The organism is Streptomyces sp. RLA131 (genome assembly GCF_056270125.1).
Genome location: NZ_JBWDOQ010000002.1, coordinates 5921523 through 5944799 on the forward strand (window position 1 = coordinate 5921523; position 23277 = coordinate 5944799).

A 23277-nucleotide genomic window follows, 5' to 3' on the forward strand; every position below is an offset into this window, starting at 1 on the left:
CCCCGCCATACGCCGGCGCTGGGGAAACCCACGCCCTGGCGGCGGCCGGCTCAGTTCGTGCGGGAGGTGCCCTGGCTCTCACACTGGCCTTTGGCGTCTCCGGTTCGGCGGGGAAGGGCGTGTTGGTGGGGTGGGGGGGGGGGGGGGGGGCGGTGCTCGGAGCGACGGCCGGAGTGTGGCGTCTGGTGCGGGTGCTGCTTCGGTTCGACGCGCAGGGCCGCAAAGGCCGCTGACTACTGAACTTGATCGGGTGATGTCGGGTCGTTCGGCTGAGAGTTGAGCCCCCTGCGCTGTACTGCTGTGACAGTGAGGTACGCGCAGGGTGGCGGCTTGACCGACGCCGAGAGGGAAGCCCGGGAGCGAGTGCGGCTGGATGCTGTGGCTCGGTTCGAAGCCGGGGACAGGAACAAATTCATCGCCGCCACTCTGCGGGTGTCTGAAAGATCGGTGGAACGGTGGCGGCGGCAGTGGCGTGAGGGTGGGTCGGCTGGTGTCGCCTCGAAGGGGTCGCCCGGTAGGCCGAGGCTCAGCGGTGCCCAGGTCGCCAGGCTGGAGCGGGAGTTGGAGCGTGGACCGCTCGCACACGGCTGGGCTGACCAGCGATGGACCCTGGCGCGGGTCAAGAAACTGATCGGTCGGCTCTTCCGCATCTCGTACACGGTGGAGGGCACGTGGCGACTGCTCAAGCGTCACGGCTGGTCGTGGCAGCAGCCCGCGCGCCGCGCGATCGAGCGTGACGATGACGCGGTGGAGCTGTGGAAGAGAGAGGTCTGGCCGCGGGTAAGAGCACCGCGGCGGCTCCGAGCGCGAACCACGAACCCCGAGGCCGGACGTCCAATCCCGTGGGCTTTCCCGGGGACTTACGGGGACTTTCACGGCTGCCCCAAAGATCGCCGCGTAAGCAGGGAAGGCCCTGACAGTTCCGAAGGGTACGAAGGAGCAGGCCGGGGCCGTTCCCGTCAGCACTCGATGACGTGACCGCGAGTCCGCGGCGGGGGTCTCCAGGGACTGTCGGCGCACAACCGGAGTCCACGTTCACGTGTGCGCCGACAGGGACTCTCATGGGGGCTTGCCGCCGGCGTTCGGGGCGAGCGGGGCACCGGTTGTGGTCCGGACCGGGTCATAGGTCGTCGGGCAGTAGGCGGAATGCCTTGTGCGGGGTGAGGGGGCGCACGGCGCGGAAATCGCGGCGGTCGAGTGTCAGCACGGAATTGGTCCGGTATTCGGCGGCCAGTGCGATGTTCACGGCGTCAGCGAAGTCAAGATCCAGGTCGGCATAGTGCCGTTGGACGGTCTGTGCTGCCTCGAGGATCTCTGTGGTGGTCTGCGGGACCTGGAAGCGCATACGGCGGACCTGGTCGAGGATGAACGCGATGATCGTGGTCCGGGCGGCGGCCCCGAACCTCGCCTTGGCCAGATGGTCGAGTTCCGCGAGCACCAGGGGAGAGACGATCACTGTTCCGGCTTCGCGCAGCACGCCCTGGCAAGCGGTGGCTTCGGGAGCTTTCCGGTCGGAAGCGGCGATGATGCCTGAGGTGTCGGCGATCACGATCACCGGTCGGCAGCCCCTTCGGCGACCGCTGTGGTGACTTCTTCGCTCGTCGCCGGCTCGCCGCTGCCTTCGAAGGTGGGCCAGTCGAAGGCCTCGTCCCAGACCCGGTTGGCCATGGCTGCCAGGTGGATGCCTTCCCGGATGATCTCGGCCTCAGAGATGCCGCGACGGCTCGCGGCTTCCTTGATGAGGGCAAGGTCCTCGGGATCAGCGTAGACGTTGGTCCGTTTCATTGACATGTACCAACGCTAACGTATGTACCGGAAGATGCCGTCTGCGATCGGGGTGACGCACTGGCACCCGTGGTTGACGAGCGGCTGGTCGGCGGGAGGGTTCAGCGCGCCGGGGCACCGATGACGGTGGCCGTCTGGGCCGTCCGGTGCTTTCCCCCCGGAGGTGCGCGAAGTGGGTCAAAGGTCCTGAACACCCTGGTCAGACGCCCATCTGCCGGGGATTTCCCGAGGACTTTCCGGGGGACTTCTCGCCGAGCAAGCAGGGAAGGCCCTGACGGCTCCGAAAGAATCGAAGGAGCAGGTCAGGGCCGGTTCCCCTAGCACTCGATGACGTTGACCGCGAGGCCGCCGCGGGCGGTCTCCTTGTACTTGACCTTCATGTCGGCGCCGGTCTCCTTCATGGTCTTGATGACCTTGTCGAGGGAGACGTGGTGCCGTCCGTCGCCGCGCATCGCCATCCGGGCGGCGGTGACGGCCTTGACGGCGGCCATGCCGTTGCGTTCGATGCAGGGGATCTGGACGAGGCCGCCGACGGGGTCGCAGGTGAGGCCGAGGTTGTGCTCCATGCCGATCTCGGCTGCGTTCTCGACCTTTTCCGGGGAGCCGCCGAGTACCTCGGCGAGGCCGCCGGCGGCCATGGAGCAGGCGGAGCCGACCTCGCCCTGGCAGCCGACCTCGGCGCCGGAGATGGAGGCGTTCTCCTTGAAGAGCATGCCGATCGCGCCGGCGGCGAGCAGGAAGCGGACCACGCCCTCGTCGTCGGCGCCGGGGACGAAGTTGACGTAGTAGTGGAGGACCGCCGGGATGATGCCGGCGGCGCCGTTGGTGGGGGCGGTGACGACCCGGCCGCCGGCGGCGTTCTCCTCGTTGACGGCCATGGCGTAGAGCGTGGTCCACTCCATGGCGTGGGCGAGGGCGTCACCCTCGGTGCGGAGCTGGCGGGCGGTGTTGGCGGCGCGGCGGCGGACCTTGAGGCCGCCGGGGAGGATGCCCTCGCGGGACATGCCGCGGGCGACGCAGGACCGCATGACGCGCCAGATCTCCAGGAGGCCCTCGTGGATCTCGGCCTCGGTGCGCCAGGACTTCTCGTTCTCCAGCATGAGGCCGGAGATGGACAGCCCGGTCTCCCGGGACAGCCGGAGCAGCTCGTCGCCGGTGCGGAAGGGGTACTTCAGCACGGTGTCGTCGAGCTTGATGCGGTCCTCGCCGACCGCGTCCTCGTCGACGACGAAGCCGCCGCCCACGGAGTAGTACGTCTTCTCCAGCACGGGCGCGCCGGACGCGTCGTACGCGAAGAGGGTCATGCCGTTGGCGTGGTACGGCAGGGAGCGGCGGCGGTGCAGGACCAGGTCGGTGTCGGCGGCGAAGGGGATCTCGTGGGTGCCGAGCAGGTTGAGCCGGCCGGAGGTGCGGATGCGCTCGACCTCGGCGTCGGCGTTCTCGACGTCGACGGTGCGCGGGGAGGCGCCTTCGAGGCCGAGGAGGACGGCCTTGGGGGTGCCGTGGCCGTGGCCGGTGGCGCCGAGGGAGCCGAAGAGTTCGGCTCGGACGGCGGCCGTACGGGCGAGCAGGCCTTCGTTCCTGAGCCGGCGGGAGAACATACGGGCGGCGCGCATCGGGCCCACGGTGTGGGAGCTGGACGGGCCTATGCCGATCGAGAAGAGGTCGAAGACCGAGATGGCCACGGGGTGACTCCCTGGGGTGGGGTTGGTGGGGGCGCGCGGCCGTCGGGACGGCGGACGGGCGCCCCCACCGGGACGTACGTGTTACTTGTTCAGGCCGGGGTAGAGCGGGTGCTTGGCTGCCAGCGCCGAGACCCGGGCGCCCAGCGCCTTGGACGTGTCGGCGTCGAAGCCGGGCTTGAGCGTGGCGGCGATGATGTCGGCGACCTCGCGGAAGTCCTCGGCGCCGAAGCCGCGGGTGGCCAGTGCCGGGGTGCCGATGCGCAGACCCGAGGTGACCATGGGCGGCCGGGGGTCGTTGGGGATCGCGTTGCGGTTGACGGTGATGCCGACCTCGTGGAGGCGGTCCTCGGCCTGCTGCCCGTCCAGTTCGCTGTCGCGCAGGTCGACCAGGACGAGGTGGACGTCGGTGCCGCCGGACAGCACCGAGACGCCGGCCTCGGCCAGGTCGGGCTGGACCAGGCGGTCGGCGAGGATCTTCGCGCCTTCGAGGGTACGGACCTGGCGGTCCTTGAAGTCCTCGCTCGCGGCGACCTTGAAGGCGACGGCCTTGGCCGCGATGACGTGCTCCAGCGGGCCGCCCTGCTGGCCGGGGAAGACCGCGGAGTTGATCTTCTTGGCGAGCTCGGCCCTGGACAGGATGACGCCGCCGCGCGGGCCGCCCAGGGTCTTGTGGGTCGTGGTGGTGACCACGTCCGCGTACGGGACCGGGGAGGGGTGGAGCCCCGCCGCGACCAGGCCCGCGAAGTGCGCCATGTCGACCATCAGATAGGCGCCGACCTCGTCGGCGATCCGGCGGAAGGCGGCGAAGTCGAGCTGGCGCGGGTAGGCGGACCAGCCGGCGACGATCAGCTTGGGGCTGTTCTCCTTGGCGAGGCGCTCGACCTCGTCCATGTCGACCAGACCGGTCTCGGCGTCCACGTGGTACGGGACCACGTTGTAGAGCTTGCCGGAGAAGTTGATCTTCATGCCGTGGGTGAGGTGCCCGCCGTGGGCCAGGCTCAGGCCGAGGATCGTGTCGCCGGGGGAGAGCAGCGCGAACATCGCGGCCGCGTTGGCCTGCGCGCCCGAGTGCGGCTGTACGTTGGCGTGCTCGGCGCCGAAGAGCGCCTTGACGCGGTCGATGGCGAGCTGCTCGACGACGTCGACGTGCTCGCAGCCGCCGTAGTAGCGGCGGCCGGGGTAGCCCTCGGCGTACTTGTTGGTGAGGACCGAGCCCTGGGCCTGGAGGACCGCCACGGGGGCGAAGTTCTCGGAGGCGATCATCTCGAGGGTGGACTGCTGGCGGTGGAGCTCGGCGTCGACGGCGGCGGCGACGTCGGGGTCGAGCTCGTGCAGGGAACTGTTGAGGAGAGACATCATCATCCCGAGGGGCTGAGGGTCAGAAAGGCCAGGAGGGCCAGGAGGATCAGTTGCCGGTGAAGGCGGCGTACTCGTCGGCGGAGAGCAGGTCGCCCGGCTCCTCGCCCACCTTCACCTTGAACAGCCAACCGCCCTCGAACGGGGCGGAGTTCACCAGTGCCGGGTCGTCCACGACGTCCTGGTTGACCTCGGTGACCTCTCCGGTGACCGGCGCGTACAGGTCGCTGACCGACTTGGTCGACTCCAGCTCGCCGCAGGTGTCGCCCGCGGTGACCGTGGAGCCGACCTCCGGGAGCTGGACGTACACGACGTCACCGAGCGCGTCGGCGGCGTGCGAGGTGATGCCCACGGTGGAGACGCCCGCCTCGGCGGCGGAGACCCACTCGTGCTCCTTGCTGTAGCGCAGCTGCTGGGGGTTGCTCATGTCCTGATTCTCCTGGATGCGGTGAGGTGCTGGTGAAAAGGGTCAGCGGGTGCGCTTGTAGAAGGGCAGGGCCACGACCTCGTACGGTTCGTGGCTGCCCCGGATGTCCACGGCGATACCCGACGCGGAGGCGGCAGCGGGAGCGGCGTACGCGGCGTCCACGTACGCCATCGCGATCGGCCGGCCCAGGGTCGGGGACGGGGCGCCGGAGGTGACCTCGCCGACCACCGCGCCGCCCGCCACCACCGGGTAGCCCGCGCGGGGGACCCGGCGGCCCTCGGCGACCAGGCCGACCAGCGAGCGGACCGGCCGGTCCGCGGCCGCCAGCAGCGCCTCGCGGCCCACGAAGTCACCCGGCTTGCCGAACTTCACGACCCGGCCCAGCCCGGCGTCGAAGGGGGTGAGCGCGGTGCTCAGCTCGTGCCCGTACAGCGGCATCCCGGCCTCCAGGCGCAGGGTGTCCCGGCAGGACAGCCCGCACGGGACCAGGCCCGCGGGGGCGCCCGCGTCGGTGATCGCCTGCCAGAGCTTCTCCGCGTCGGCGGGGGCCACGAACAGTTCGAAGCCGTCCTCGCCGGTGTAGCCGGTGCGGGCGATCAGCGCCGGGACGCCGGCGACGGTGCCGGGCAGCCCGGCGTAGTACTTCAGGCCGTCCAGGTCGGCGTCGGTCAGCGACTTCACGATGCCCGGCGACTGAGGCCCCTGGACGGCGATCAGCGCGTACGCGTCCCGGTCGTCCCGTACCTCCGCCGTGAAACCGGCGGCCCGTTCGGTGACGGCGTCGAGCACGACCTGGGCGTTGGAGGCATTGGCGACGATCATGAACTCGGTGTCGCCCAGCCGGTAGACGATCAGGTCGTCCAGGATGCCGCCGTCCTCCCGGCAGATCATCGTGTAGCGGGCCCGGCCGACGGCGACCGCGGAGATGTGGCCGACCAGCGCGAAGTCCAGCGCCTCGGCCGCCTGCGGGCCGGTGACGGTGATCTCGCCCATGTGGGAGAGGTCGAAGAGCCCGGCCCGGGTCCGTACCGCGTGGTGCTCGTCGCGCTCGCTGCCGTAGCGCAGCGGCATGTCCCAGCCGGCGAAGTCGGTCATGGTGGCGCCGAGCGCGCGGTGCAGCGCGTCGAGCGCGGTACGGCGCGGAAGGGCGACGTCGGTCATGGGGCTCCCAATGCAGGCGTGGCGAGGACTCCTCCCCATCTGTCATCGGAACCTGAGAGGTTCACCGTGAGCCCTGCGGCCACGGTTTGCACCTTGGGTGGGGCGGAGTCCGGTGCCGGATGCCGCCCGCTTTTCAGATGTGCCTCGTCCGCGCGGTAACGGTGCCTGAGAGATTCAAGGGAGGACTTGCTCCTTCGGCGCCCTTCCGGTTGACCCGGACGGAGCTCTCCCGCGCGGCCTCGAACGGCCTGTATGAGATTGAGCCGCCATCATTGCACGGGCTCCGGGTCTTGTCGCGATCGTGTCCCGGCCCCGTCCCGGCCCGGTCCCGATCCCGGTCGGGCGATAGGGGATCCGTTGGTCTTCCCATTACCATTTCTTGAAACTCTGGGACCGGGGGAGGGCGATCGCTGTGCTGGTGCGATCCGGCGGTGCGTACGCGGTACGGACGCTGTCCGGAACCGGGACAAGAGCCGGAGCCGGCGCCCGGCCGCGGCCGCTGACCGACCTGCGGGAGCGGGCCGTGCACACCCTCAACTACCCCGCCGGTGACGTGCTGGTCGTCTCCGGCCTGCCCGGCGGCGGCAAGAGCACCCTGATGCGGCGCGCCACGGGTGCCCGGCTGGTCGACTCCCAGGAGGTACGGCTGCGCTGGGCGGCCCGGATGCCGGCCCGCCTGCCCTACGCCCTGTACCGGCCGCTGGTGCGGATCGCGCACTACGCCGGGATGCGGCGGGCGCTGCGCTCCGGCGAGAGCGTCGTCGTCCACGACTGCGGGACGCTGCCGTGGGTACGGAACTGGCTCGCCCGGCAGGCCGCCGGGCGCGGCCGGGGCCTGCATCTGCTGCTGCTCGACGTGACCGAGGAGGCCGCCCGCGACGGGCAGCGCTCGCGTGGCCGACGGGTGTCCGCGTACGCGATGGCCCGGCACCGCAGGGCGTCACGGCGGCTGCTGGCGGCGGCCGAGGCCGGGAGGCTGCCGGGCGCGTGCGAATCGACGGTGCTGCTGGACCGCGCGGCGGCCCGGGCGCTCGGTGCCATCACGTTCGACGGCTGAGCGGCCCGGGCCGCGGCGGTACGGCGGTACGGCGGTGGAGCGGCCGGTGATCAGTTGGCGCCCGCACCGCCGCCCTGCGGGAGCTGCGCCACGGCGGGGGCGCCGGCGACCTGCTGGTCCGCCGGAGCGGCCTGGTCCGCCGGGGCGGCCGGAGCAGCCGGGGCGGCCTGGTCGGCCGGGGCGGCCGGGGTCGCCGGAGCAGCCTGGTCCGCCGGGGCGGCCTGGTCCGCCGGAGCAGCCGGGGTGGTCTGGTCGGCCGGGGACGCGCCGTTCTCGAGCCCGATCGGCAGCGGGAAGGGCAGCAGCCCGGCGAGCAGGGCGTTCAGGATGGCCGGCACCGAGGTCACCAGGGCGGTCAGGTCCGCGAGGATCTTGGGGATCAGGGCCGTGATCTTGGCGAAGTCCTTGTTGCCGATCGCCGCGACGAGCGCGGTGACATCCGTGGTCAGCGTCTTGAGCTGGTCGTTGACCTTGGTCATCGCGTCATCGATCGGCGTGGCGTGGCCCTCGCCCTGGGTGCCGGCGGCTGCCTTGGCGGCGGCCGCCGCCATGCCCAGCGAGCTGGAGAGCTGCTCGGTCGCCGCCGTCAGGTTGCGCTGCATCTCCTGGAGGCGGGCACTGTCCGGCTGGTCGGCCTGGGCCTCCTGGCTCAGCTTCGCGCCGGCCGAGAGGGTGTCGGCCAGCTTGGCGAGGACATCCGTGACCGGGCCGGCGGCGGGCGTCTGGGCCGGGTCGGAGACCACGGCGGAGGCGTGGGTACGGGACGGAGCGTGGGCGGTCGCGCCTGCGGCACCGGTGACGCCCAGGACGAGCGATCCGCTGAGCGCGGCGGCTATGGCGGCGGCGGCGAGCTTGCTGGTACGCATGTCCGTGTTTCTCCCAAAAGGTAGGGGTTGATGCCTTCCTGCTCCATCCTGAGAAGATGACGTGACTCTCCGCAACTCGACAGTCACCATACGTGTCCGTCGAGGCCGCTCGGCTTACCCGATAGGGTTTCCATATGGAGATCCCGGCGCAGCGCATACCGGACGGAATCGCCCCGGCGGTGGCCTACGGCGGCTGGCCCGCCAATGAACTCGAAGAGGTCCTCTCCGCCGCCATGGGCGACCCCGGCGCGACCGCCCGGGTCCTGGAGGTCCTCGGCCGCTCCCAGGTGTGGGTGCCGCTGCCCGCGGGCGGCGGCCCGGACAGCCGTGACCTCGACCTGGCCACCGTCGAGCTCGACGGTGTCGTCTACGTACCGGTCTTCAGCTCCGAGCAGCAGTTCCTGCAGGCGGCCAACGGACTGTCCTTCGCGGTCGCCCCGGTACGGGAGTTCGCCCGCGGGCTGCCCCCCAAGGTGGGCATCGTCCTCAACCCCGGTGGCGCGGTGGGCATCCCGCTGCCCCCGGCCGCGGTGATGGAGCTGTGCCGTACCGACCGGGCGCCCGGTTCCCCGTCCGGTGCCCGGGTGCGGCTGTGGGAGCCGGGATGGGACGAGGAACCGGTGGAGTTCCTGGCCGTGGCGGCGGGGGAGTTCGCCGTCACGCCGGTCGTGCTGAGCGCCCGCCGGGCCCTGGCGAGCGTCGAGGGGGACCCGCCCGCGCTCTTCGTCGGCGTGGAGCTCGACCGCTGGCAGGAGGAGGACCGCACCGCCGCGATGACCGCGCTCGGGCGCTCGCTCGGTGCGGTGCCCGTGCCCTGGCCGGTCAACCTGGTACTTCTCGACATCGCCCAGGACCCGGTCGGCGACTGGATGCTGGAGCACGTACGCCCCTTCTTCACGCGAGACTGAGGGCGAATAACCTGGTTTGATGAGCGAAGACAGGGCTTGAGTTCGACAGAAGGGGCGGGCCACGTGAGCGCGGGCGTGGGAGGGGGCGGCGGCGGTCTGGAGCATGCGCTCCGGCAAGTGACCCCCGGCAGATACGACTCCTACGAAGACCTCCTGAGGGCACTGGCCGAAAGCCGGCTCTGGATGCTGCTGTGGCACGGCGCCCCCGGTTCCTCCGAGGCGCAGTACGGCAACATGGAGGTCGCCGGCTACGGCTACGCGCCCTGTGTGACCTCGCCGCAGGAGCTGTCCGCCTGCGGCTGGGGCAGGGCCCACGAGGTGGTCACCGGGCGGGAGATCGCCGCGTCCCTCTTCCCGGACCGCTGGGGCCTGTGGCTGAATCCGCACGCCCCCGGCGGCGGTGTCGGCATTCCCTGGCTCGACCTGCGGCGGGTCGCCGCCGGCCTCGACCGCCTTCCCGCCGGGCCCCTGACCATCAGTGAGCCCGCCGTCCAGATCCCGCAGTACTACGCCCTGCTGGTCCAGCACGCCCACCGCACCCCCGCCGTGCGGGCGCTGCGGCGGGCCTGGGTGCAGCCCGCCCTCGGCGAGCCGTATCTCGCGATCGGCCTCGACATGTACGACACGGGTCCGGCCGCCGTCGAGGCCGTCCGCGTCATGATGCAGCAGTCCATCGGCGGCGTACCGCCGGGCCTGCCCGTCTCCACCGTCGCCATGGCCGACGAGTACGACCCCGTCGCGATGTGGATGCGGGTGCGGGCGCAGCCCTTCTACGACCGTGACGCCCACGCCGGTGCCCCCGACGCGGGCCAGTCCGGACGGACAGGGCAGGCGGGACAGGTCTGGGGCTGGGGCAGCCCCACGGCGCCGCGCTGACAGCGCGGGTCGGCGCGGGTCGGCTCAAGTCGCCGTAGGTCGGGGCAGGTCAGCGCAGCGCCGCGCCGATCAGGCCGAGCGGTGGGCTGCCCAGCCCCAGCAGGGCCCCGTGGAACCGCTCCAGGGAGAAGCCGGCGCCCCACTCCCGCCGGGCCCGGTCGCGCAGGCGCAGGATCTCCAGCTTGCCCCAGGTGTAGCGGCCGTAGCCCGCGTCGAACGTCCCGCGCCGGGCCTCCGAGGCGGCCCCGGCCCGCGCCAGGTGGGCGTCGCGCATGAACAGCGCGGTCGCGTCGTCCAGGGACAGGGCCCCGGTGTGCAGCCCGATGGCGCAGGTCAGCCGGGTCACCCGGACGAGCGCCTCAAGGGCCACACCGATGGCGAAGCGCGGGTCGCGGGCCCGGAACCCCTCCTCCAGGCAGACCTCCTCGACGTAGTGGGCCCAGCCCTCGCAGAAGGACAGCGAGTGCAGGACCCGCCGTACGTCGGTGGGAGCGTGCCGCAGGGCCCGCCCGTGGGCGAAGTGCCCGGGGGCGACCTCGTGCACCGTGATCGCCGGCAGGCTGGTGCGGCTGAAGACCGAGAGCCACTCCTCGCGCTCGTCCTCCGGCCAGTCGGGCTCGGGCGGGGTGACGTGGTACCAGGAGACGGTGTCGGGTTCGCCGGGCGCGGCCCAGGTCATCATCGCCGTGGACCAGCGGCGCGAGGGCGGGGCCGGCCCGACCAGGCAGTCGCCGTCGAGCCAGGGCACCAGCTTCCGGTCGCGGGTGAACTCGATCACCTCCTCGGTGAGCCGGGCGGCCTCGGGGATCACCCCGTCCGCGTCCGGGTGGTCCGCGAGGAGTTCCGGAACGAGTTCACCGACACCGCGGCGGGGGTCGAGCCGGGCGCAGGACTCGGTCAGCAGCCCGGTCAGCCGGTCGCGTTCGCGGGCTGCCTCGTCGGCGAGCGCGGACAGGTCGACGGGCATGCCCTCCTGACTGCCCATCAGCGCGGCCAGCGCGGCCCCGCCCAGCCGCGGGTCCGGGTCGCCGGTCTCGGCGGCCCGGGCGATGTGGGCCACCAGCCGGCCGTGCGCGGCCAGCGCCGGGCCGGCCTCGGGCTCGCGGTCCGCGTCCAGCCCGGCGGCCAGCCCCCGTACCGCCCCGAGCAGCGCGCCCGCCACCGGTGCGCTGACCCGGTCCAGCGAGGCGATGGCGGCGTCGACGGCGTCGGGCCACTGGAGCAGATGCCTGAGCCGGGCCTCGTCGCGCTGCTCGCGGGGCGCGTACTCGCGGTCGTAGGAGGTCAGTTCGAGGTTGGACAGATGGGGATAGGGATCGCGGCGGTGCAGCTCCAGGTCGCCGTACTGGGTCTTGAGGGTGTCCTCGAAGACGGACAGATGGGCCTCGTCGTGCGGGTCGGGACGGGCGCCGCCGGCGAGCCGGGCGTGGGCGAGCGCCGCGAGCCCCCGGCGGACGCCGTCGGGGGAGAGGTCCTGCACCCGGCCGTCGTAGTCGTGCAGTCCCGCCATCTCCCGGACCAGGGGAACCATGAGGTCGCACACCGCGCGGAGCCGATCATCCATGGCACCGAACCGTAGCGATTCGGGGCCCGCACGGCGATCCGCCGGCTCCGGGTCGACGCGCGTAACAGTGCGGTAATAACGGACGATGGCGCACCACATCACGGTTGCGCATCCATTCGCTGTGAGGCCTGGTGCGTGATCGCGCGGGCCATGGAGACTCACGCCCCAGAGGCGCTTCACAGAATTACTTTGTCGCCTTGACGATTCCACCAGGCACAACCACAGAGCTCCGCCCGACAGTGCCGGCCCACTCCGTCGACCCGGACGGGCCGACCAGGCGAGCCGGCCACCGCCGGCAGGGGGATGCACGAGGAGACATGACAGCACCGCTGCACGACACCGCCGAGACGTCGCTGGCCGACGTCACCGCCGATGTTCCGGCCAAGGAGATCGTGGGCCGCTCACCCGGCCGGATCGCCTGGACCCGGCTCAAGCGCGACAAGGTCGCCCTGGCCGGTGGCGTGGTGGTGGTGCTGCTGGTCCTCGTGGCGGTCTTCGCCCCCCTGATCGTGAGCGCGCTGGGCCACCCGCCGAACGACTTCCACGAGTCGAAGATCGACCCGCTGTTCGGCACGCCGACCTCCAAGTGGGGCGGTATGAGCGGCGACTACCTGCTGGGAGTGGAGCCGGTCAACGGCCGGGACGTCTTCAGCCGGATCGTCTACGGCGCCCGGGTCTCCCTGCTGGTGGCGTTCCTCTCGGCCATCGTCGCGGTCGCGATCGGCACCGTCTTCGGCATCGTGGCCGGGTACTTCGGCGGCTGGGTCGACACCCTCATCAGCCGGGTCATGGACCTGCTGCTCGCCTTCCCGCAGCTGCTCTTCATCATCGCGCTGGTCTCCGTCATGCCGAACACCCTGCTGGGCTTCAGCGGGTCCGGTGTCCGGATGGGCGTACTCATCGTGGTCATCGGCTTCTTCGGCTGGCCGTACATCGGCCGTATCGTGCGCGGGCAGACCCTGAGCCTGAGGGAGCGCGAGTACGTGGAGGCGGCCCGCAGCCTGGGGGCCGGCCGTACGTACATCCTCTTCCGTGAGCTGCTGCCGAACCTGGTCGCGCCGATCACCGTCTACGCGACGTTGATGATCCCGACCAACGTCCTCACCGAGGCGGCGCTGAGCTTCCTGGGGGTGGGTGTCAAGCCGCCCACCTCGTCGTGGGGGCAGATGCTCAACAAGGCTGTCAGTTTCTACGACACGGACCCGATCTTCATGATCATCCCGGGTCTGGCGATCTTCATCACCGTGCTGGCCTTCAATCTCTTCGGCGACGGCGTGCGCGATGCGCTGGACCCGAAGGGCAATCGCTAGCAGCACCACGGCACCACCCGCCCCTGCCGTTTCGTCAGGAGGCTCTTCACCGATTACGGAGGTTGCGAGAAAGTGACATTCCCACGCTCATCGAGGCGCAGACTGGCTGCGGGTACGGTCTTCACCGTCGCGGCTCTGCTGTCCACCGCCGCTTGTGGCGGCAGTGACTCCGGCGGCGGCACCGCGAAGGCGCCCGGTTTCAACGCGGCCGTGAACAAGGTGGCGAGCGCGTCCGACAAGGCCGGCGGCACCCTGAAGTTCATCGGTACCCAGGATGCGGACTCCTGGGACCCCCAGCGCGGGTACTACGGCTTCGTGTGGGACTTCGACCGTTACTTCGCGCGCCAGCTGATCACGTACGCACCGCAGGCGGGCACCAAGAGCACCACGCTCGTACCGGACATGGCCACCTCCACGGCCAAGATCACGGACGGCGGCAAGACCTACACGTACACCCTCAAGGACGGCATCAAGTGGGAGGACGGCACGGCCGTCACCTCCAAGGACGTCAAGTACGGCATCGAGCGCATCTGGGCGCAGGACGTCATCTCCGGCGGCCCGGTCTACCTGCAGCAGGTGCTGGACCCCAAGGGTGAGTACAAGGGCCCGTACAAGGACACCTCCGCCGACAAGCTCGGTCTGAAGGCGGTCGACACCCCGGACGACAAGACCATCGTCTTCCACCTGCCGAAGCCCAACAGCGACTTCGAGCAGATGCTGGCGATGCCGACGGGCACCCCGGTCAAGGCGTCCAAGGACACCGCGGCCAAGTACGGGCTCAAGCCGTTCTCCAACGGCCCGTACAAGTTCCAGTCCTACACCCCGAACAAGTCGCTGGTGCTGGTGCGGAACAAGTACTGGAAGGCCTCCACGGACACCGTCCGCAAGGCGCTCCCGGACAAGATCACGGTCACGCTCACCACCAACGCCGACGACATGGACAAGCGTCTGATCAACGGCGACTACGACCTGGACATCAACGCCACCGGCGTCGGCCAGGCCGCCCGGTCCGAGGTGCTGACCAAGAACAAGGCCAACGCGGACAACCCCAACACCGGCTTCATCCGGTACGCGGTCTTCCCGACCACGGTCAAGCCGCTGGACAACATCCACTGCCGCAAGGCGGTCATCTACGGCGCCGACCACAAGTCGCTGCAGACCGCCCGCGGCGGCCCGCAGGCCGGTGGCGCCGTCGCCCCGAACATGCTGCCCCTGGCCATCAAGGGCGCTGACGGCAGCTACGACCCGTACGACGTCCTCAAGGACACCTCGGGCAACGTGACCAAGGCCAAGGAAGAGCTCAAGGCCTGCGGCAAGCCGAACGGCTTCAAGACCACGATCGCGGTCCGCAACAACAAGCCGATCGAGGTCGCCACCGCCGAGTCGCTCCAGGCCTCGCTGAAGAAGGTCGGCATCGTCGTCGACATCGACGAGTTCGACGGCGCCCAGACCTCCGGCATCATCGGCAGCCCGAAGACCGTCAAGTCCAAGGGCTACGGCATCATCATCATGGGCTGGGGCGCCGACTTCCCGACCGGTCAGGGCTTCCTGCAGCCGCTGGTCGACAGCCGGTTCACCCTGCAGAGCGGCAACAACAACTTCGCCGAGATCAACGACAAGTCGATCGACGGGCTGTTCGACAAGGCCCTGGTGGAGACCGACGCCAACAAGGCCGGCGAGTACTACAAGCAGATCAACGAGAAGGTGTCGGAAGGCGCGTACTACCTGCCCTTCACCTTCGAGAAGAACATCATCTGGCGCAGCTCCCGCCTGACGAACGTCTACACGGCCGACTCGTACAACGGCCGCTACGACTACAGCGCCCTCGGCGTCGTGCAGTAGTCGAGTAACACCCGACACCCTCCGAAGGGCAGGTGACGGCCGCGTGCGGCGGCCCGGGGATCCTCGCAAGGGGTTCCCGGGCCGCCCGCCGGGCCAAGCGCAGTGCTTGCATATCTCATCCGGCGTTTGTTCGCCGTCATCGTCATGCTGCTGGTCATCACACTGGTGACCTTCGGGATCTTCTTCCTGATCCCCAAGTGGGTCGGCGTCGACCCTGCCACCTATTTCATAGGCAAGCAGGCCGACCCCGCCTCCCTGGAGGGCATCCGCCAGAAGATGGGCCTGGACGACCCGATCCTGGTCCAGTTCTGGAAGTTCGTCGAAGGCCTGTTCGCGGGCCGCGACTACGCCAACGGCACGGACGTCACGCACTGCGCGGCGCCCTGCTTCGGCTACTCCTTCCGCAACGAGCAGGAGATCTGGCCGGTTCTGCTGGACCGCCTCCCGGTCACCCTGGCGCTGGCCGGCGGAGCCTGTGTGCTCTGGCTGTTCGGCGGCATCACCACCGGTGTGGTCTCCGCGCTCAAGCGCGGCAGCGTGCTGGACCGTACGTCGATGGGCGTGGCCCTGGCCGCTGTCTCGCTTCCCATCTACTTCACCGCGCTCCTGTCGCTCGCGATCTTCGTCTACGGACTCAAGTGGTTCGACGGGCAGTACACACCCTTCACGGAGGATCCGGCCGGCTGGTTCGGCGGCATGATCCTGCCCTGGGTGACACTGGCCTTCCTCTACGCGGCCATGTACGCCCGGCTCACCCGGGCCACCATGCTCGAAGTCCTGGGCGAGGACTACATCCGTACCGCCCGCGCCAAGGGCCTGAGCGAGCCGGTGGTCATCGGCAAGCACGCCATGCGCTCCACGATGACCCCCATCCTGACCATCCTCGGTATGGACCTCGGCGCCCTCATCGGCGGCGCCATCCTCACCGAGACCGCGTTCAACCTGCCGGGTCTCGGCCAGGCGGCCGTCAAGGCCATCGGTGACAAGGACTTCCCGCTGATCCTCGGCGTCACCCTGATCGCGGCGTTCGCGGTCGCCCTGGCCAACCTCGTCGTGGACCTTCTGTACGCGGTGATCGACCCCCGAGTGAGGCTCACATGACGGACCTCCCCATCAGCCAGAGCGGCACCGTCGTCAACGAGCCGGTCGCCGGATCGCCCGCGCCGACGGCGTTCCTGGAGGTCCGTGACCTCAAGGTGCACTTCCCGACCGACGACGGCCTGGTCAAGTCCGTCGACGGGGTCTCCTTCCAGCTGGAGAAGGGCAGGACCCTCGGCATCGTCGGCGAGTCCGGCTCCGGCAAGTCCGTCACCTCGCTGGCCGTCATGGGCCTGCACCGGGTGGGCCAGTACGGACGCAGCAAGGCCCGGATGTCCGGCGAGATCTGGCTGGACGGCAAGGAACTGCTGTCCGCCGATCCCGACGAGGTCCGGCGGCTGCGCGGCCGCGAGATGGCGATGATCTTCCAGGATCCGCTGTCGGCCCTCCACCCGTACTTCACCATCGGCGCGCAGATCGTCGAGGCGTACCGCACCCACCACCCGAAGGCCTCGAAGAAGGACGCCCGCAAGCGGACCGTCGAACTCCTCGACCGGGTCGGCATCCCGCAGCCGGACAAGCGGGTGGACGACTACCCGCACCAGTTCTCCGGCGGTATGCGCCAGCGCGTGATGATCGCGATGTCGCTGGTCAACAACCCCGAACTGCTGATCGCCGACGAGCCGACCACCGCGCTGGACGTCACCGTCCAGGCGCAGATCCTGGACCTGATCCGGGACCTGCAGAAGGAGTTCGGCTCCGCCGTCATCATCATCACCCACGACCTGGGCGTCGTCGCCGAACTCGCCGACGACATCCTGGTGATGTACGGCGGCCGCTGCATCGAGCGCGGCCCGGCCGAGAAGGTCTTCTACGAACCGCAGCACCCCTACACCTGGGGCCTGCTGGGTTCGATGCCCCGCCTGGACCGGGAACGCACCGAGCGGCTGAACCCCGTCAAGGGCTCCCCGCCCAGCCTCATCAACATCCCGTCCGGCTGCGCCTTCCACCCGCGCTGCCCGTACGCGGAACTGACCGGCGGGGCGAGCGAGACCGTCGTACCCGAACTGCGCGAGGTCGGCGAACGGCACCACGCCGCCTGCCACCTGAGCACGGCGGACCGGGAGCGCATCTGGACCGAAGAGATTGCGCCCAAGCTGTGAAAGGCCAGGAGATGACGATCCCCCAGCAGACGACCGCCGAGGGGGCAGAGCCGCTGCTCAGGGTGAGCGGCCTGGTCAAGCACTTCCCGATCACCAAAGGGCTGCTGCGCCGCCAGGCCGGCGCGGTCAGGGCGGTCGACGGCATCGACTTCGAGGTCCGGCCCGGCGAGACCCTCGGTGTGGTCGGTGAGTCCGGCTGCGGCAAGTCGACCATGGGGCGGCTGATCACCCGGCTGCTCGAACCGACCGGCGGGAAGATCGAGTTCGAGGGCCGGGACATCACGCACCTGGGCACGGCGGGCATGCGCCCGCTGCGCCGCGACGTCCAGATGATCTTCCAGGACCCGTACTCCTCGCTGAACCCCCGGCACACGGTCGGCTCGATCGTCGGCGCGCCGTTCAAGCTGCAGAAGGTGCAGACCGAGAACGGGGTGAAGAAGGAGGTCCAGAACCTGCTGGAGCTCGTCGGCCTCAACCCCGAGCACTACAACCGCTACCCGCACGAGTTCTCCGGCGGGCAGCGGCAGCGCATCGGCATCGCCAGGGCCCTGGCCCTCAAGCCCAAGCTGGTCGTCGCCGACGAGCCGGTCTCGGCGCTGGACGTCTCCATCCAGGCCCAGGTCGTCAACCTCCTCGACGACCTGCAGAGCGAGCTCGGGCTCACGTATGTGATCATCGCGCACGACCTGTCGGTCATCCGGCACGTGTCCGACCGCATCGCCGTGATGTACCTCGGCAAGATCGTCGAGATCGCCGACCGCGAGACCCTCTACCGCAAGCCGATGCACCCGTACACCAACGCGCTGCTGTCGGCGGTGCCGGTACCCGACCCCAAGCGGCGCGCCAAGCGCGAGCGGATCCTGCTGACCGGTGACGTGCCGTCGCCGATCGCCCCGCCGCCGGGCTGCCGCTTCCACACCCGGTGCTGGAAGGCGACCGAGGTCTGCCGGACCACCGAGCCGCCGCTGGTCGCCCTGGCGACCGGGCACCAGGTGGCCTGCCACCACCCGGAGAACGCCCCGGACGGTGTCCCGGACAGCGCCCCGGACAGCGCCCCGGACGGTGACCCGCGGAACGCCGCCGGGAACGCCGCCGGGAACGCCGCCGGGAACGCCGCCGGGAACGCCGCCGGGAACGCCCCGGAGTAGCGGTCGGGCCCGTTCGGGTAGAACGGTGCAGTGCACACCGACCTGTTCAGCCACTCCGTTCAGCACGCCCTGGATATCGTCGGGATCTTCGTCTTCGCGATCTCCGGGGCGCTGCTCGCCGTCCGCAAGAACTTCGACGTGTTCGGGATGGCCGTGCTGGCCGAGATCACGGCGCTGGGCGGCGGGCTGATCCGGGACCTGATCATCGGGGCGGTGCCACCGGCCGCCTTCACCGACCAGGGGTACTTCCTCACACCGCTGATCGCCACCGTGGTGGTGTTCTTCCTCCACCCCCAGGTGGAACGGATCAACACCACCATCAACGTCTTCGACGCGGCCGGCCTCGGCCTCTTCTGCGTCATCGGCACCACCAAGGCGTACGCCTACGGGCTCAACCTCACCGCCTCCGCCACCCTCGGCCTCGCCACGGCAGTGGGCGGCGGTGTGCTGCGCGACGTACTGGGCAACGAGGTGCCGTCGCTGCTGCGGTGGGACCGTGACCTCTACGCGGTGCCGGCCATCGTCGGCGCGACCATGGTCGCGGTCCTCATCCGGTTCGACGCGCTGACCCCGACTACCGGCGTCACCGCCGTGATCTGCGCCTTCCTGGTGCGGCTGCTGGCCATGCGGTTCCACTGGCGGGCGCCGAGGGCCTGGCACCGCAGCAGCACGGTGGTGGAGGAGGCCTGAGAGCCCGTGTCCGGGCCCCGGGGCCGGACCTGGACTCCGGCCTCAGGACTGCGGGGGCGGTCCGAAGCCGGCGCCGGGCGGCGGGACCGGCGGCGCGGAGTGCCCATGGTCGTAGTCGTAGTCGTAGTCGTGGCCGTGGCTTTGGCTGTGGCTTTGGCCGTATCCGGCCGGGGGCTGCTGGGGCGGGGGCGGCGGCTGCCAGCCGGGGGAGGGCGCCGGGACGTGCGGCGGCGCCACCGGCTGTTCCGGCGCCGACCGGCCGCGGCGGGCCATCAGCGGGATCACCAGGACCGGGCCGGCGACCTCCAGCACGGTCTCCAGACGGCCGAAGAACGCCGCCTTCGGCGAGGTGCCGCCGAGTTCCAGGAGCGTGCCGGTCCTCAGGTACGCCACGAGTGCGGCCGCCCCGATCACCAGCATGAACACCGACACCGCGATGGTGAAGCCGCGGGCCGCCACCGAGCGGGTACCGGCCAGCACCGCGGCCGCCGCGCAGACCAGGGCCTGCAGCGTCCACAGCCAGGCGGGACCCGCGCCGAGCCCGGCGGTGATCATGTCCTCGCCGGTGAGGGACCGAAGCCACAGCGTGCCGCCGGCCTCCGTGGCCAGGTGGAGGTTCCAGCCCACCCCGAACGCGGCGAACGCCGCCAGCAGCACCGCCGAGGTGAGCGCCGCACCCCGGCCCGGCCGGGCCGGACACACCCGGGCCGGACCGCGCCCGGCCAGCAGCAGGACCACGCAGACCGCCAGGAAGAACAGCGACTGGACGGCGTCGAGGCCGCTCCAGGCGGCCGCCGAGGAGCCGCCGCGGTCCGGCCGGTACCAGGGCGTCCACGCGGTGCTGCGCAGTGCCGACCACACCACCGGCACCCGCAGGGTGATCGCGATCCACACGGTGGCGGCCAGCGCCCCGCCCGCCGTACGGGCCCCGGCCAGCGCCATCAGACCGGCCACGACCAGGGCCGTGCCGATCGCGAGGTCGTTGACGGTGCTCATCGGCATCCCGGCCACGTCCCCGGCCACGGCCCTGGCCGAGACGCCTGCCGAGATCCGGGTTGTACCGGTCCACAGCGACCAGGAGTCATGGAGACCCAGCTGCCGCAGGTCGTGAAGGACCGCCGCCCAGGCCCCCAGGGCGATCCACAGCGCGAGCAGGCCGAGAACGACCGCGGGCCCGCGCCTCAGCACCCGAATCTGCCGCATCCGGACTCAAATCCCCTCGTGTCCGTGCCCCGTACGCGGCCCTGCCGGGCCTGTGTGGCGGCGGACACGCTATCAGCGGCGCAGCCGCCCCGGACCCGGTCCGGCCGCCGCCCTGTCCGGCCCGGTCCGCCGGGCACCCCCTAGAATCGTGCACATCATGGCCTACCTCGACCACGCCGCCACCACTCCGATGCTGCCGGAGGCGGTGCGGGCGATGACCGACCTGCTCGCAGTCACGGGCAACGCCTCCTCCCTCCACGGCTCCGGCCGTCGTGCCCGCCGGCAGGTCGAGGAGTCCCGGGAATCCCTGGCCGCCGCGCTCGGGGCCCGGCCCAGTGAGGTCGTCTTCACCGGCGGCGGCACCGAGTCCGACAACCTCGCCGTCAAGGGCCTGTTCTGGGCCCGCCGGGACGCCGACCCGCGCCGCACCCGGGTGCTGGTCAGCCCCGTCGAGCACCACGCGGTGCTCGACGCCGTCGAGTGGCTCGCCGAGCACGAGGGCGCCCGGGTCGAATGGCTCCCCGTCGACGCGTACGGCCGGGTCCACCCCGAGGCGCTGCGGGAGGCCGTCGCCCGCGACCCGGGCGATGTCGCCCTGGCCACCGTGATGTGGGCCAACAACGAGGTCGGCACCATCATGCCGATAGCTGAACTGAGCGCGGTGGCACGAGAGTTCGGCATCCCGCTGCATTCCGACGCGGTGCAGGCCTTCGGTCAGGTGGAGGTCGACTTCACGGCCTCCGGGCTCGACGCGATGACCGTCACCGGGCACAAGGTCGGCGGCCCGTACGGGGTCGGGGCGCTGCTGCTGCGCCGCGAGATCGCCCCGGTGCCGCAGCTGCACGGCGGCGGCCAGGAACGGCACGTACGGTCCGGCACGCTCGACGTACCGGCGGTCGCCGCGTTCGCCGTGGCCGGCGCGCTGGCCGCCGAGCGGCGCGCCGGCTTCGCCCGGGAGGTCGGCGCCCTGCGGGACGATCTGGTCGCCAGGGTCCGGGCGGCGGTGCCCGACGCGATCCTCAACGGTGATCCGGCGCCCGGCGGCCGGCTCCCGGCCAACGCGCACTTCTCCTTCCCCGGCTGCGAGGGCGACTCCCTGCTGCTGCTGCTCGACGCCCAGGGCATCGAGTGCTCCACCGGCTCCGCCTGTACCGCCGGGGTGCCCCAGCCCAGCCATGTGCTGCTCGCTCAGGGCTCCGACCCCGACCTGGCCCGCGGCTCCCTGCGCTTCTCGCTCGGCCACACCAGCACCCGGGCCGACGTCGACGCCCTCGCGGTGGCGATCGGCCCGGTGGCCGACCGCGCCCGCAGCGCGGGCCTGATGTAGCGGGCCTGATACATCAGATCTCATACATCGGATCTCATACATCAGATCTCATACATCGGGTCTGCCACATCAGGTCTCATACATCGGGTCTGACACAGCGGCCCCGACACGGCGCTCCGGGGAGGCCATTACCCTGGTAGGGCTATGACTGACTTCCCCGGCGCACCCACCACCCCGAACGACGGCCGTCGCCTCCGCGTGCTCGCCGCGATGAGCGGCGGTGTGGACTCCGCCGTCGCCGCCGCCCGCGCCGCCGACGCCGGCCACGACGTGACCGGCGTCCACCTCGCCCTGTCCGCGAACCCCAAGTCCTTCCGTACCGGCGCCCGTGGCTGCTGCACCATCGAGGACAGCCACGACGCCCGCCGGGCCGCGGACGTGATCGGTATCCCCTTCTACGTATGGGATCTCGCCGACCGCTTCCGGGAGGACGTGGTCGAGGACTTCTTCGCCGAGTACGCGGCCGGGCGCACGCCCAACCCCTGCCTGCGCTGCAACGAGAAGATCAAGTTCGCCGCCCTGCTCGACAAGGCGCTCGCCCTCGGCTTCGACGCCGTCTGCACCGGGCACTACGCGACGGTCGTGGTCAACCCCGACGGCACCCGCGAGCTGCACCGGGCCTCGGACGCGGCCAAGGACCAGTCGTACGTCCTGGGGGTCCTCGACGAACGCCAGCTGGCGCACGCGCTGTTCCCGCTGGGCGACACGCTCACCACGAAGGACGAGATCCGCGCCGAGGCGGCACGGCGCCGGCTGTCCGTGGCGAAGAAGCCCGACAGCCACGACATCTGCTTCATCGCGGACGGCGACACCCAGGGCTTCCTGGCCACCCGGCTGGGCACCGCCGACGGCGACATCCTCGACGAGGACGGTACGAAGCTCGGCACCCACACCGGCGCCTACGGGTACACCGTCGGCCAGCGCAAGGGCCTACGGCTGGGCGTGCCCGCCGCGGACGGCAAGCCCCGCTACGTGCTGGACATCTCCCCGGTGGACAACACGGTCACCGTCGGTCCGGCCGACGCCCTCGACGTCGTCGGGCTGACCGCCGTCCGCCCCCGCTGGTGCGGCACCGCTCCGGCGGCCGGGACGGCCGCGCGGTACACCGCCCAGTTGCGCGCCCACGGCGCCGATGTGCCGGTCACCGCCGAGCTCGCCGAGGACGGCGGACTGCGGGTCCGCTTCACCGCCGAACCGGTGCGCGGGGTCGCGCCCGGCCAGGCCGTGGTGCTGTACGACGGCACCCGGGTCGTCGGCTCGGCGACGATCGCCACCACGCAGCGCCGGACGGCCGCCGTCACCGGCTAGCCGTAGGCTCGCGGCCATGAACATCTGCGTCTTCCTGTCCGCCGCCGACCTGGACGCCCGCTACACCGAACCCGCCCGTGAGTTCGCCGAGCTGATCGGCAGGGGCGGCCACACCCTGGTGTGGGGCGGCTCGGACGTCGGCCTGATGAAACTGATGGCCGACGGGGTCCAGCGGCACGGCGGCCGGCTGGTCGGGGTCTCCGTCGGATTCCTGGCCGCCAAGGCCCGGAAGAACGCCGACGAGATGGTGATCGCCGCCGATCTGGCCGAACGCAAGGCGGAGTTGCTGGCCCGCGCCGACGCCTTCGTGATCATGGTCGGTGGGACGGGCACGCTCGACGAGGCGACCGAGATCCTGGAGCTGAAGAAGCACGGGCTGCACGCCAAGCCGGTCGTCCTGCTCAACACGGCCGGCTTCTACGACGGGCTCAAGCAGCAGTTCCAGCGGATGGAGGACGAGGGCTTCCTGCCGCTGCCGCTCACCGAACTCGTCCTGTTCGCGCAGGACGGCGTGTCGGCGCTGGCGTACCTGGAGGAGGCCGCCGGCGTCCGGTGACCGGGTG

Annotated in this window: 22 protein-coding genes, 1 pseudogene and 1 riboswitch; of the genes and pseudogenes, 14 read left to right on the plus strand and 9 right to left on the minus strand. The window is 71.0% G+C overall.

All coding sequences use genetic code 11. The features are described from left to right. Positions 1 to 35 precede the first annotated feature (35 nt). Positions 36 to 233 carry a DUF6332 family protein gene (locus RWE79_RS27785; protein WP_475946146.1) on the plus strand — a complete coding sequence of 66 codons (198 nt, stop codon included), beginning with the start codon at positions 36 to 38 and terminating at the stop codon, positions 231 to 233. A gap of 73 nt (positions 234 to 306) precedes the next feature. Beyond that, a pseudogene (locus RWE79_RS27790) lies at positions 307 to 800 on the plus strand (winged helix-turn-helix domain-containing protein); the annotation flags it as partial. Between the two features lie 320 nt (positions 801 to 1120). On the opposite strand, the gene RWE79_RS27795 reads toward RWE79_RS27790, so the two are convergent. The 6 genes from RWE79_RS27795 to gcvT all read right to left on the minus strand — a co-directional run bounded on the left by RWE79_RS27795 (position 1121) and on the right by gcvT (position 6414). Further along, on the minus strand, positions 1121 to 1555 hold the full coding sequence (locus RWE79_RS27795) for a PIN domain-containing protein (RefSeq protein ID WP_475942804.1): 435 nt from the start codon (positions 1553 to 1555) through the stop codon (positions 1121 to 1123). Continuing rightward, positions 1552 to 1791 carry a ribbon-helix-helix domain-containing protein gene (locus tag RWE79_RS27800; RefSeq protein ID WP_475942805.1) on the minus strand — a complete coding sequence of 80 codons (240 nt, stop codon included), beginning with the start codon at positions 1789 to 1791 and terminating at the stop codon, positions 1552 to 1554. Before RWE79_RS27800 ends, RWE79_RS27795 begins: the two co-directional genes overlap by 4 nt. A gap of 311 nt (positions 1792 to 2102) precedes the next feature. Beyond that, positions 2103 to 3470, minus strand: coding sequence for an L-serine ammonia-lyase (locus RWE79_RS27805; RefSeq protein ID WP_475942806.1), 1368 nt, complete (start codon positions 3468 to 3470; stop codon positions 2103 to 2105). 81 nt (positions 3471 to 3551) lie between these two features. Continuing rightward, the gene (glyA, locus tag RWE79_RS27810; protein WP_475946148.1) at positions 3552 to 4826 is read right to left on the minus strand and encodes a serine hydroxymethyltransferase; all 1275 of its coding nucleotides are present in this window, start codon (positions 4824 to 4826) and stop codon (positions 3552 to 3554) included. Positions 4827 to 4875: 49 nt separating this feature from the next. After that, positions 4876 to 5253, minus strand: coding sequence for a glycine cleavage system protein GcvH (gcvH, locus tag RWE79_RS27815; protein ID WP_475942807.1), 378 nt, complete (start codon positions 5251 to 5253; stop codon positions 4876 to 4878). 42 nt (positions 5254 to 5295) lie between these two features. Beyond that, positions 5296 to 6414: a glycine cleavage system aminomethyltransferase GcvT gene (gcvT, locus tag RWE79_RS27820; protein ID WP_475942808.1), complete on the minus strand. Its 1119-nt coding sequence runs from the start codon at positions 6412 to 6414 to the stop codon at positions 5296 to 5298. A gap of 143 nt (positions 6415 to 6557) precedes the next feature. Next, positions 6558 to 6656: riboswitch (glycine riboswitch) on the minus strand. A 170-nt stretch (positions 6657 to 6826) separates the two neighbouring features. On the opposite strand from gcvT, the gene RWE79_RS27825 reads away from it, so the two are divergent. Further along, the gene (locus RWE79_RS27825; RefSeq protein WP_475942809.1) at positions 6827 to 7471 is read left to right on the plus strand and encodes an AAA family ATPase; all 645 of its coding nucleotides are present in this window, start codon (positions 6827 to 6829) and stop codon (positions 7469 to 7471) included. A gap of 50 nt (positions 7472 to 7521) precedes the next feature. Here the strand turns inward: RWE79_RS27825 and RWE79_RS27830 are convergent, their stop codons facing one another. Next, on the minus strand, positions 7522 to 8337 hold the full coding sequence (locus tag RWE79_RS27830; RefSeq protein WP_475942810.1) for a hypothetical protein: 816 nt from the start codon (positions 8335 to 8337) through the stop codon (positions 7522 to 7524). Positions 8338 to 8471: 134 nt separating this feature from the next. Between RWE79_RS27830 and RWE79_RS27835 the strand changes: the two genes are divergently transcribed. Together RWE79_RS27835 and RWE79_RS27840 are read left to right on the plus strand one after the other, a co-directional pair. Beyond that, a complete protein-coding gene (locus RWE79_RS27835; protein ID WP_475942811.1) occupies positions 8472 to 9245 on the plus strand; it encodes an enhanced serine sensitivity protein SseB in 774 nt (257 codons plus the stop codon). Positions 9246 to 9308: 63 nt separating this feature from the next. Beyond that, the gene (locus tag RWE79_RS27840; RefSeq protein ID WP_475942812.1) at positions 9309 to 10121 is read left to right on the plus strand and encodes an enhanced serine sensitivity protein SseB C-terminal domain-containing protein; all 813 of its coding nucleotides are present in this window, start codon (positions 9309 to 9311) and stop codon (positions 10119 to 10121) included. Positions 10122 to 10170: 49 nt separating this feature from the next. Here the strand turns inward: RWE79_RS27840 and RWE79_RS27845 are convergent, their stop codons facing one another. Then, entirely contained in the window at positions 10171 to 11685 is a 1515-nt protein-coding gene (locus RWE79_RS27845; protein WP_475942813.1) for a DUF885 family protein, read from the minus strand. A gap of 317 nt (positions 11686 to 12002) precedes the next feature. Between RWE79_RS27845 and RWE79_RS27850 the strand changes: the two genes are divergently transcribed. The 6 genes from RWE79_RS27850 to RWE79_RS27875 all read left to right on the plus strand — a co-directional run bounded on the left by RWE79_RS27850 (position 12003) and on the right by RWE79_RS27875 (position 18876). Further along, on the plus strand, positions 12003 to 12995 hold the full coding sequence (locus RWE79_RS27850) for an ABC transporter permease (RefSeq protein WP_475942814.1): 993 nt from the start codon (positions 12003 to 12005) through the stop codon (positions 12993 to 12995). Between the two features lie 72 nt (positions 12996 to 13067). Next, positions 13068 to 14837 carry an ABC transporter substrate-binding protein gene (locus RWE79_RS27855; RefSeq protein WP_475942815.1) on the plus strand — a complete coding sequence of 590 codons (1770 nt, stop codon included), beginning with the start codon at positions 13068 to 13070 and terminating at the stop codon, positions 14835 to 14837. Between the two features lie 102 nt (positions 14838 to 14939). After that, positions 14940 to 15938, plus strand: coding sequence for an ABC transporter permease (locus tag RWE79_RS27860; RefSeq protein ID WP_475942816.1), 999 nt, complete (start codon positions 14940 to 14942; stop codon positions 15936 to 15938). Continuing rightward, entirely contained in the window at positions 15935 to 17038 is a 1104-nt protein-coding gene (locus tag RWE79_RS27865; protein WP_475942817.1) for an ABC transporter ATP-binding protein, read from the plus strand. Before RWE79_RS27860 ends, RWE79_RS27865 begins: the two co-directional genes overlap by 4 nt. 11 nt (positions 17039 to 17049) lie before the next feature. Continuing rightward, positions 17050 to 18186, plus strand: a complete 1137-nt coding sequence (locus RWE79_RS27870) for an ABC transporter ATP-binding protein (RefSeq protein ID WP_475942818.1) — start codon at positions 17050 to 17052, stop codon at positions 18184 to 18186. Positions 18187 to 18216: 30 nt separating this feature from the next. Beyond that, positions 18217 to 18876: a trimeric intracellular cation channel family protein gene (locus tag RWE79_RS27875; RefSeq protein WP_475942819.1), complete on the plus strand. Its 660-nt coding sequence runs from the start codon at positions 18217 to 18219 to the stop codon at positions 18874 to 18876. Positions 18877 to 18918: 42 nt separating this feature from the next. Here the strand turns inward: RWE79_RS27875 and RWE79_RS27880 are convergent, their stop codons facing one another. After that, positions 18919 to 20079: a hypothetical protein gene (locus RWE79_RS27880; RefSeq protein ID WP_475942820.1), complete on the minus strand. Its 1161-nt coding sequence runs from the start codon at positions 20077 to 20079 to the stop codon at positions 18919 to 18921. 157 nt (positions 20080 to 20236) lie between these two features. Between RWE79_RS27880 and RWE79_RS27885 the strand changes: the two genes are divergently transcribed. From RWE79_RS27885 to RWE79_RS27895, 3 genes are all read left to right on the plus strand, one after another. Continuing rightward, the gene (locus RWE79_RS27885; protein WP_475942821.1) at positions 20237 to 21406 is read left to right on the plus strand and encodes a cysteine desulfurase family protein; all 1170 of its coding nucleotides are present in this window, start codon (positions 20237 to 20239) and stop codon (positions 21404 to 21406) included. 144 nt (positions 21407 to 21550) lie between these two features. Further along, a complete protein-coding gene (gene mnmA, locus RWE79_RS27890) occupies positions 21551 to 22714 on the plus strand; it encodes a tRNA 2-thiouridine(34) synthase MnmA (RefSeq protein ID WP_475942822.1) in 1164 nt (387 codons plus the stop codon). 16 nt (positions 22715 to 22730) lie between these two features. Further along, the gene (locus RWE79_RS27895; RefSeq protein WP_475942823.1) at positions 22731 to 23270 is read left to right on the plus strand and encodes an LOG family protein; all 540 of its coding nucleotides are present in this window, start codon (positions 22731 to 22733) and stop codon (positions 23268 to 23270) included. The last annotated feature ends 7 nt before the right edge of the window (positions 23271 to 23277 follow it).

What these genes read in the sequence shown, in the direction of transcription:
- RWE79_RS27800 (WP_475942805.1), bottom strand. Translation starts at nt 1,791, where the DNA reads ATGTCAATGAAACGGACCAACGTCTACGCTGATCCCGAGGACCTTGCC.
- glyA (WP_475946148.1), bottom strand. Translation starts at nt 4,826, where the DNA reads ATGTCTCTCCTCAACAGTTCCCTGCACGAGCTCGACCCCGACGTCGCC.
- gcvH (WP_475942807.1), bottom strand. Translation starts at nt 5,253, where the DNA reads ATGAGCAACCCCCAGCAGCTGCGCTACAGCAAGGAGCACGAGTGGGTC.
- gcvT (WP_475942808.1), bottom strand. Translation starts at nt 6,414, where the DNA reads ATGACCGACGTCGCCCTTCCGCGCCGTACCGCGCTCGACGCGCTGCAC.
- RWE79_RS27830 (WP_475942810.1), bottom strand. Translation starts at nt 8,337, where the DNA reads ATGCGTACCAGCAAGCTCGCCGCCGCCGCCATAGCCGCCGCGCTCAGC.
- RWE79_RS27835 (WP_475942811.1), top strand. Translation starts at nt 8,472, where the DNA reads ATGGAGATCCCGGCGCAGCGCATACCGGACGGAATCGCCCCGGCGGTG.
- RWE79_RS27845 (WP_475942813.1), bottom strand. Translation starts at nt 11,685, where the DNA reads ATGGATGATCGGCTCCGCGCGGTGTGCGACCTCATGGTTCCCCTGGTC.
- RWE79_RS27850 (WP_475942814.1), top strand. Translation starts at nt 12,003, where the DNA reads ATGACAGCACCGCTGCACGACACCGCCGAGACGTCGCTGGCCGACGTC.
- RWE79_RS27865 (WP_475942817.1), top strand. Translation starts at nt 15,935, where the DNA reads ATGACGGACCTCCCCATCAGCCAGAGCGGCACCGTCGTCAACGAGCCG.
- RWE79_RS27870 (WP_475942818.1), top strand. Translation starts at nt 17,050, where the DNA reads ATGACGATCCCCCAGCAGACGACCGCCGAGGGGGCAGAGCCGCTGCTC.
- RWE79_RS27880 (WP_475942820.1), bottom strand. Translation starts at nt 20,079, where the DNA reads ATGCGGCAGATTCGGGTGCTGAGGCGCGGGCCCGCGGTCGTTCTCGGC.
- RWE79_RS27885 (WP_475942821.1), top strand. Translation starts at nt 20,237, where the DNA reads ATGGCCTACCTCGACCACGCCGCCACCACTCCGATGCTGCCGGAGGCG.
- mnmA (WP_475942822.1), top strand. Translation starts at nt 21,551, where the DNA reads ATGACTGACTTCCCCGGCGCACCCACCACCCCGAACGACGGCCGTCGC.
- RWE79_RS27895 (WP_475942823.1), top strand. Translation starts at nt 22,731, where the DNA reads ATGAACATCTGCGTCTTCCTGTCCGCCGCCGACCTGGACGCCCGCTAC.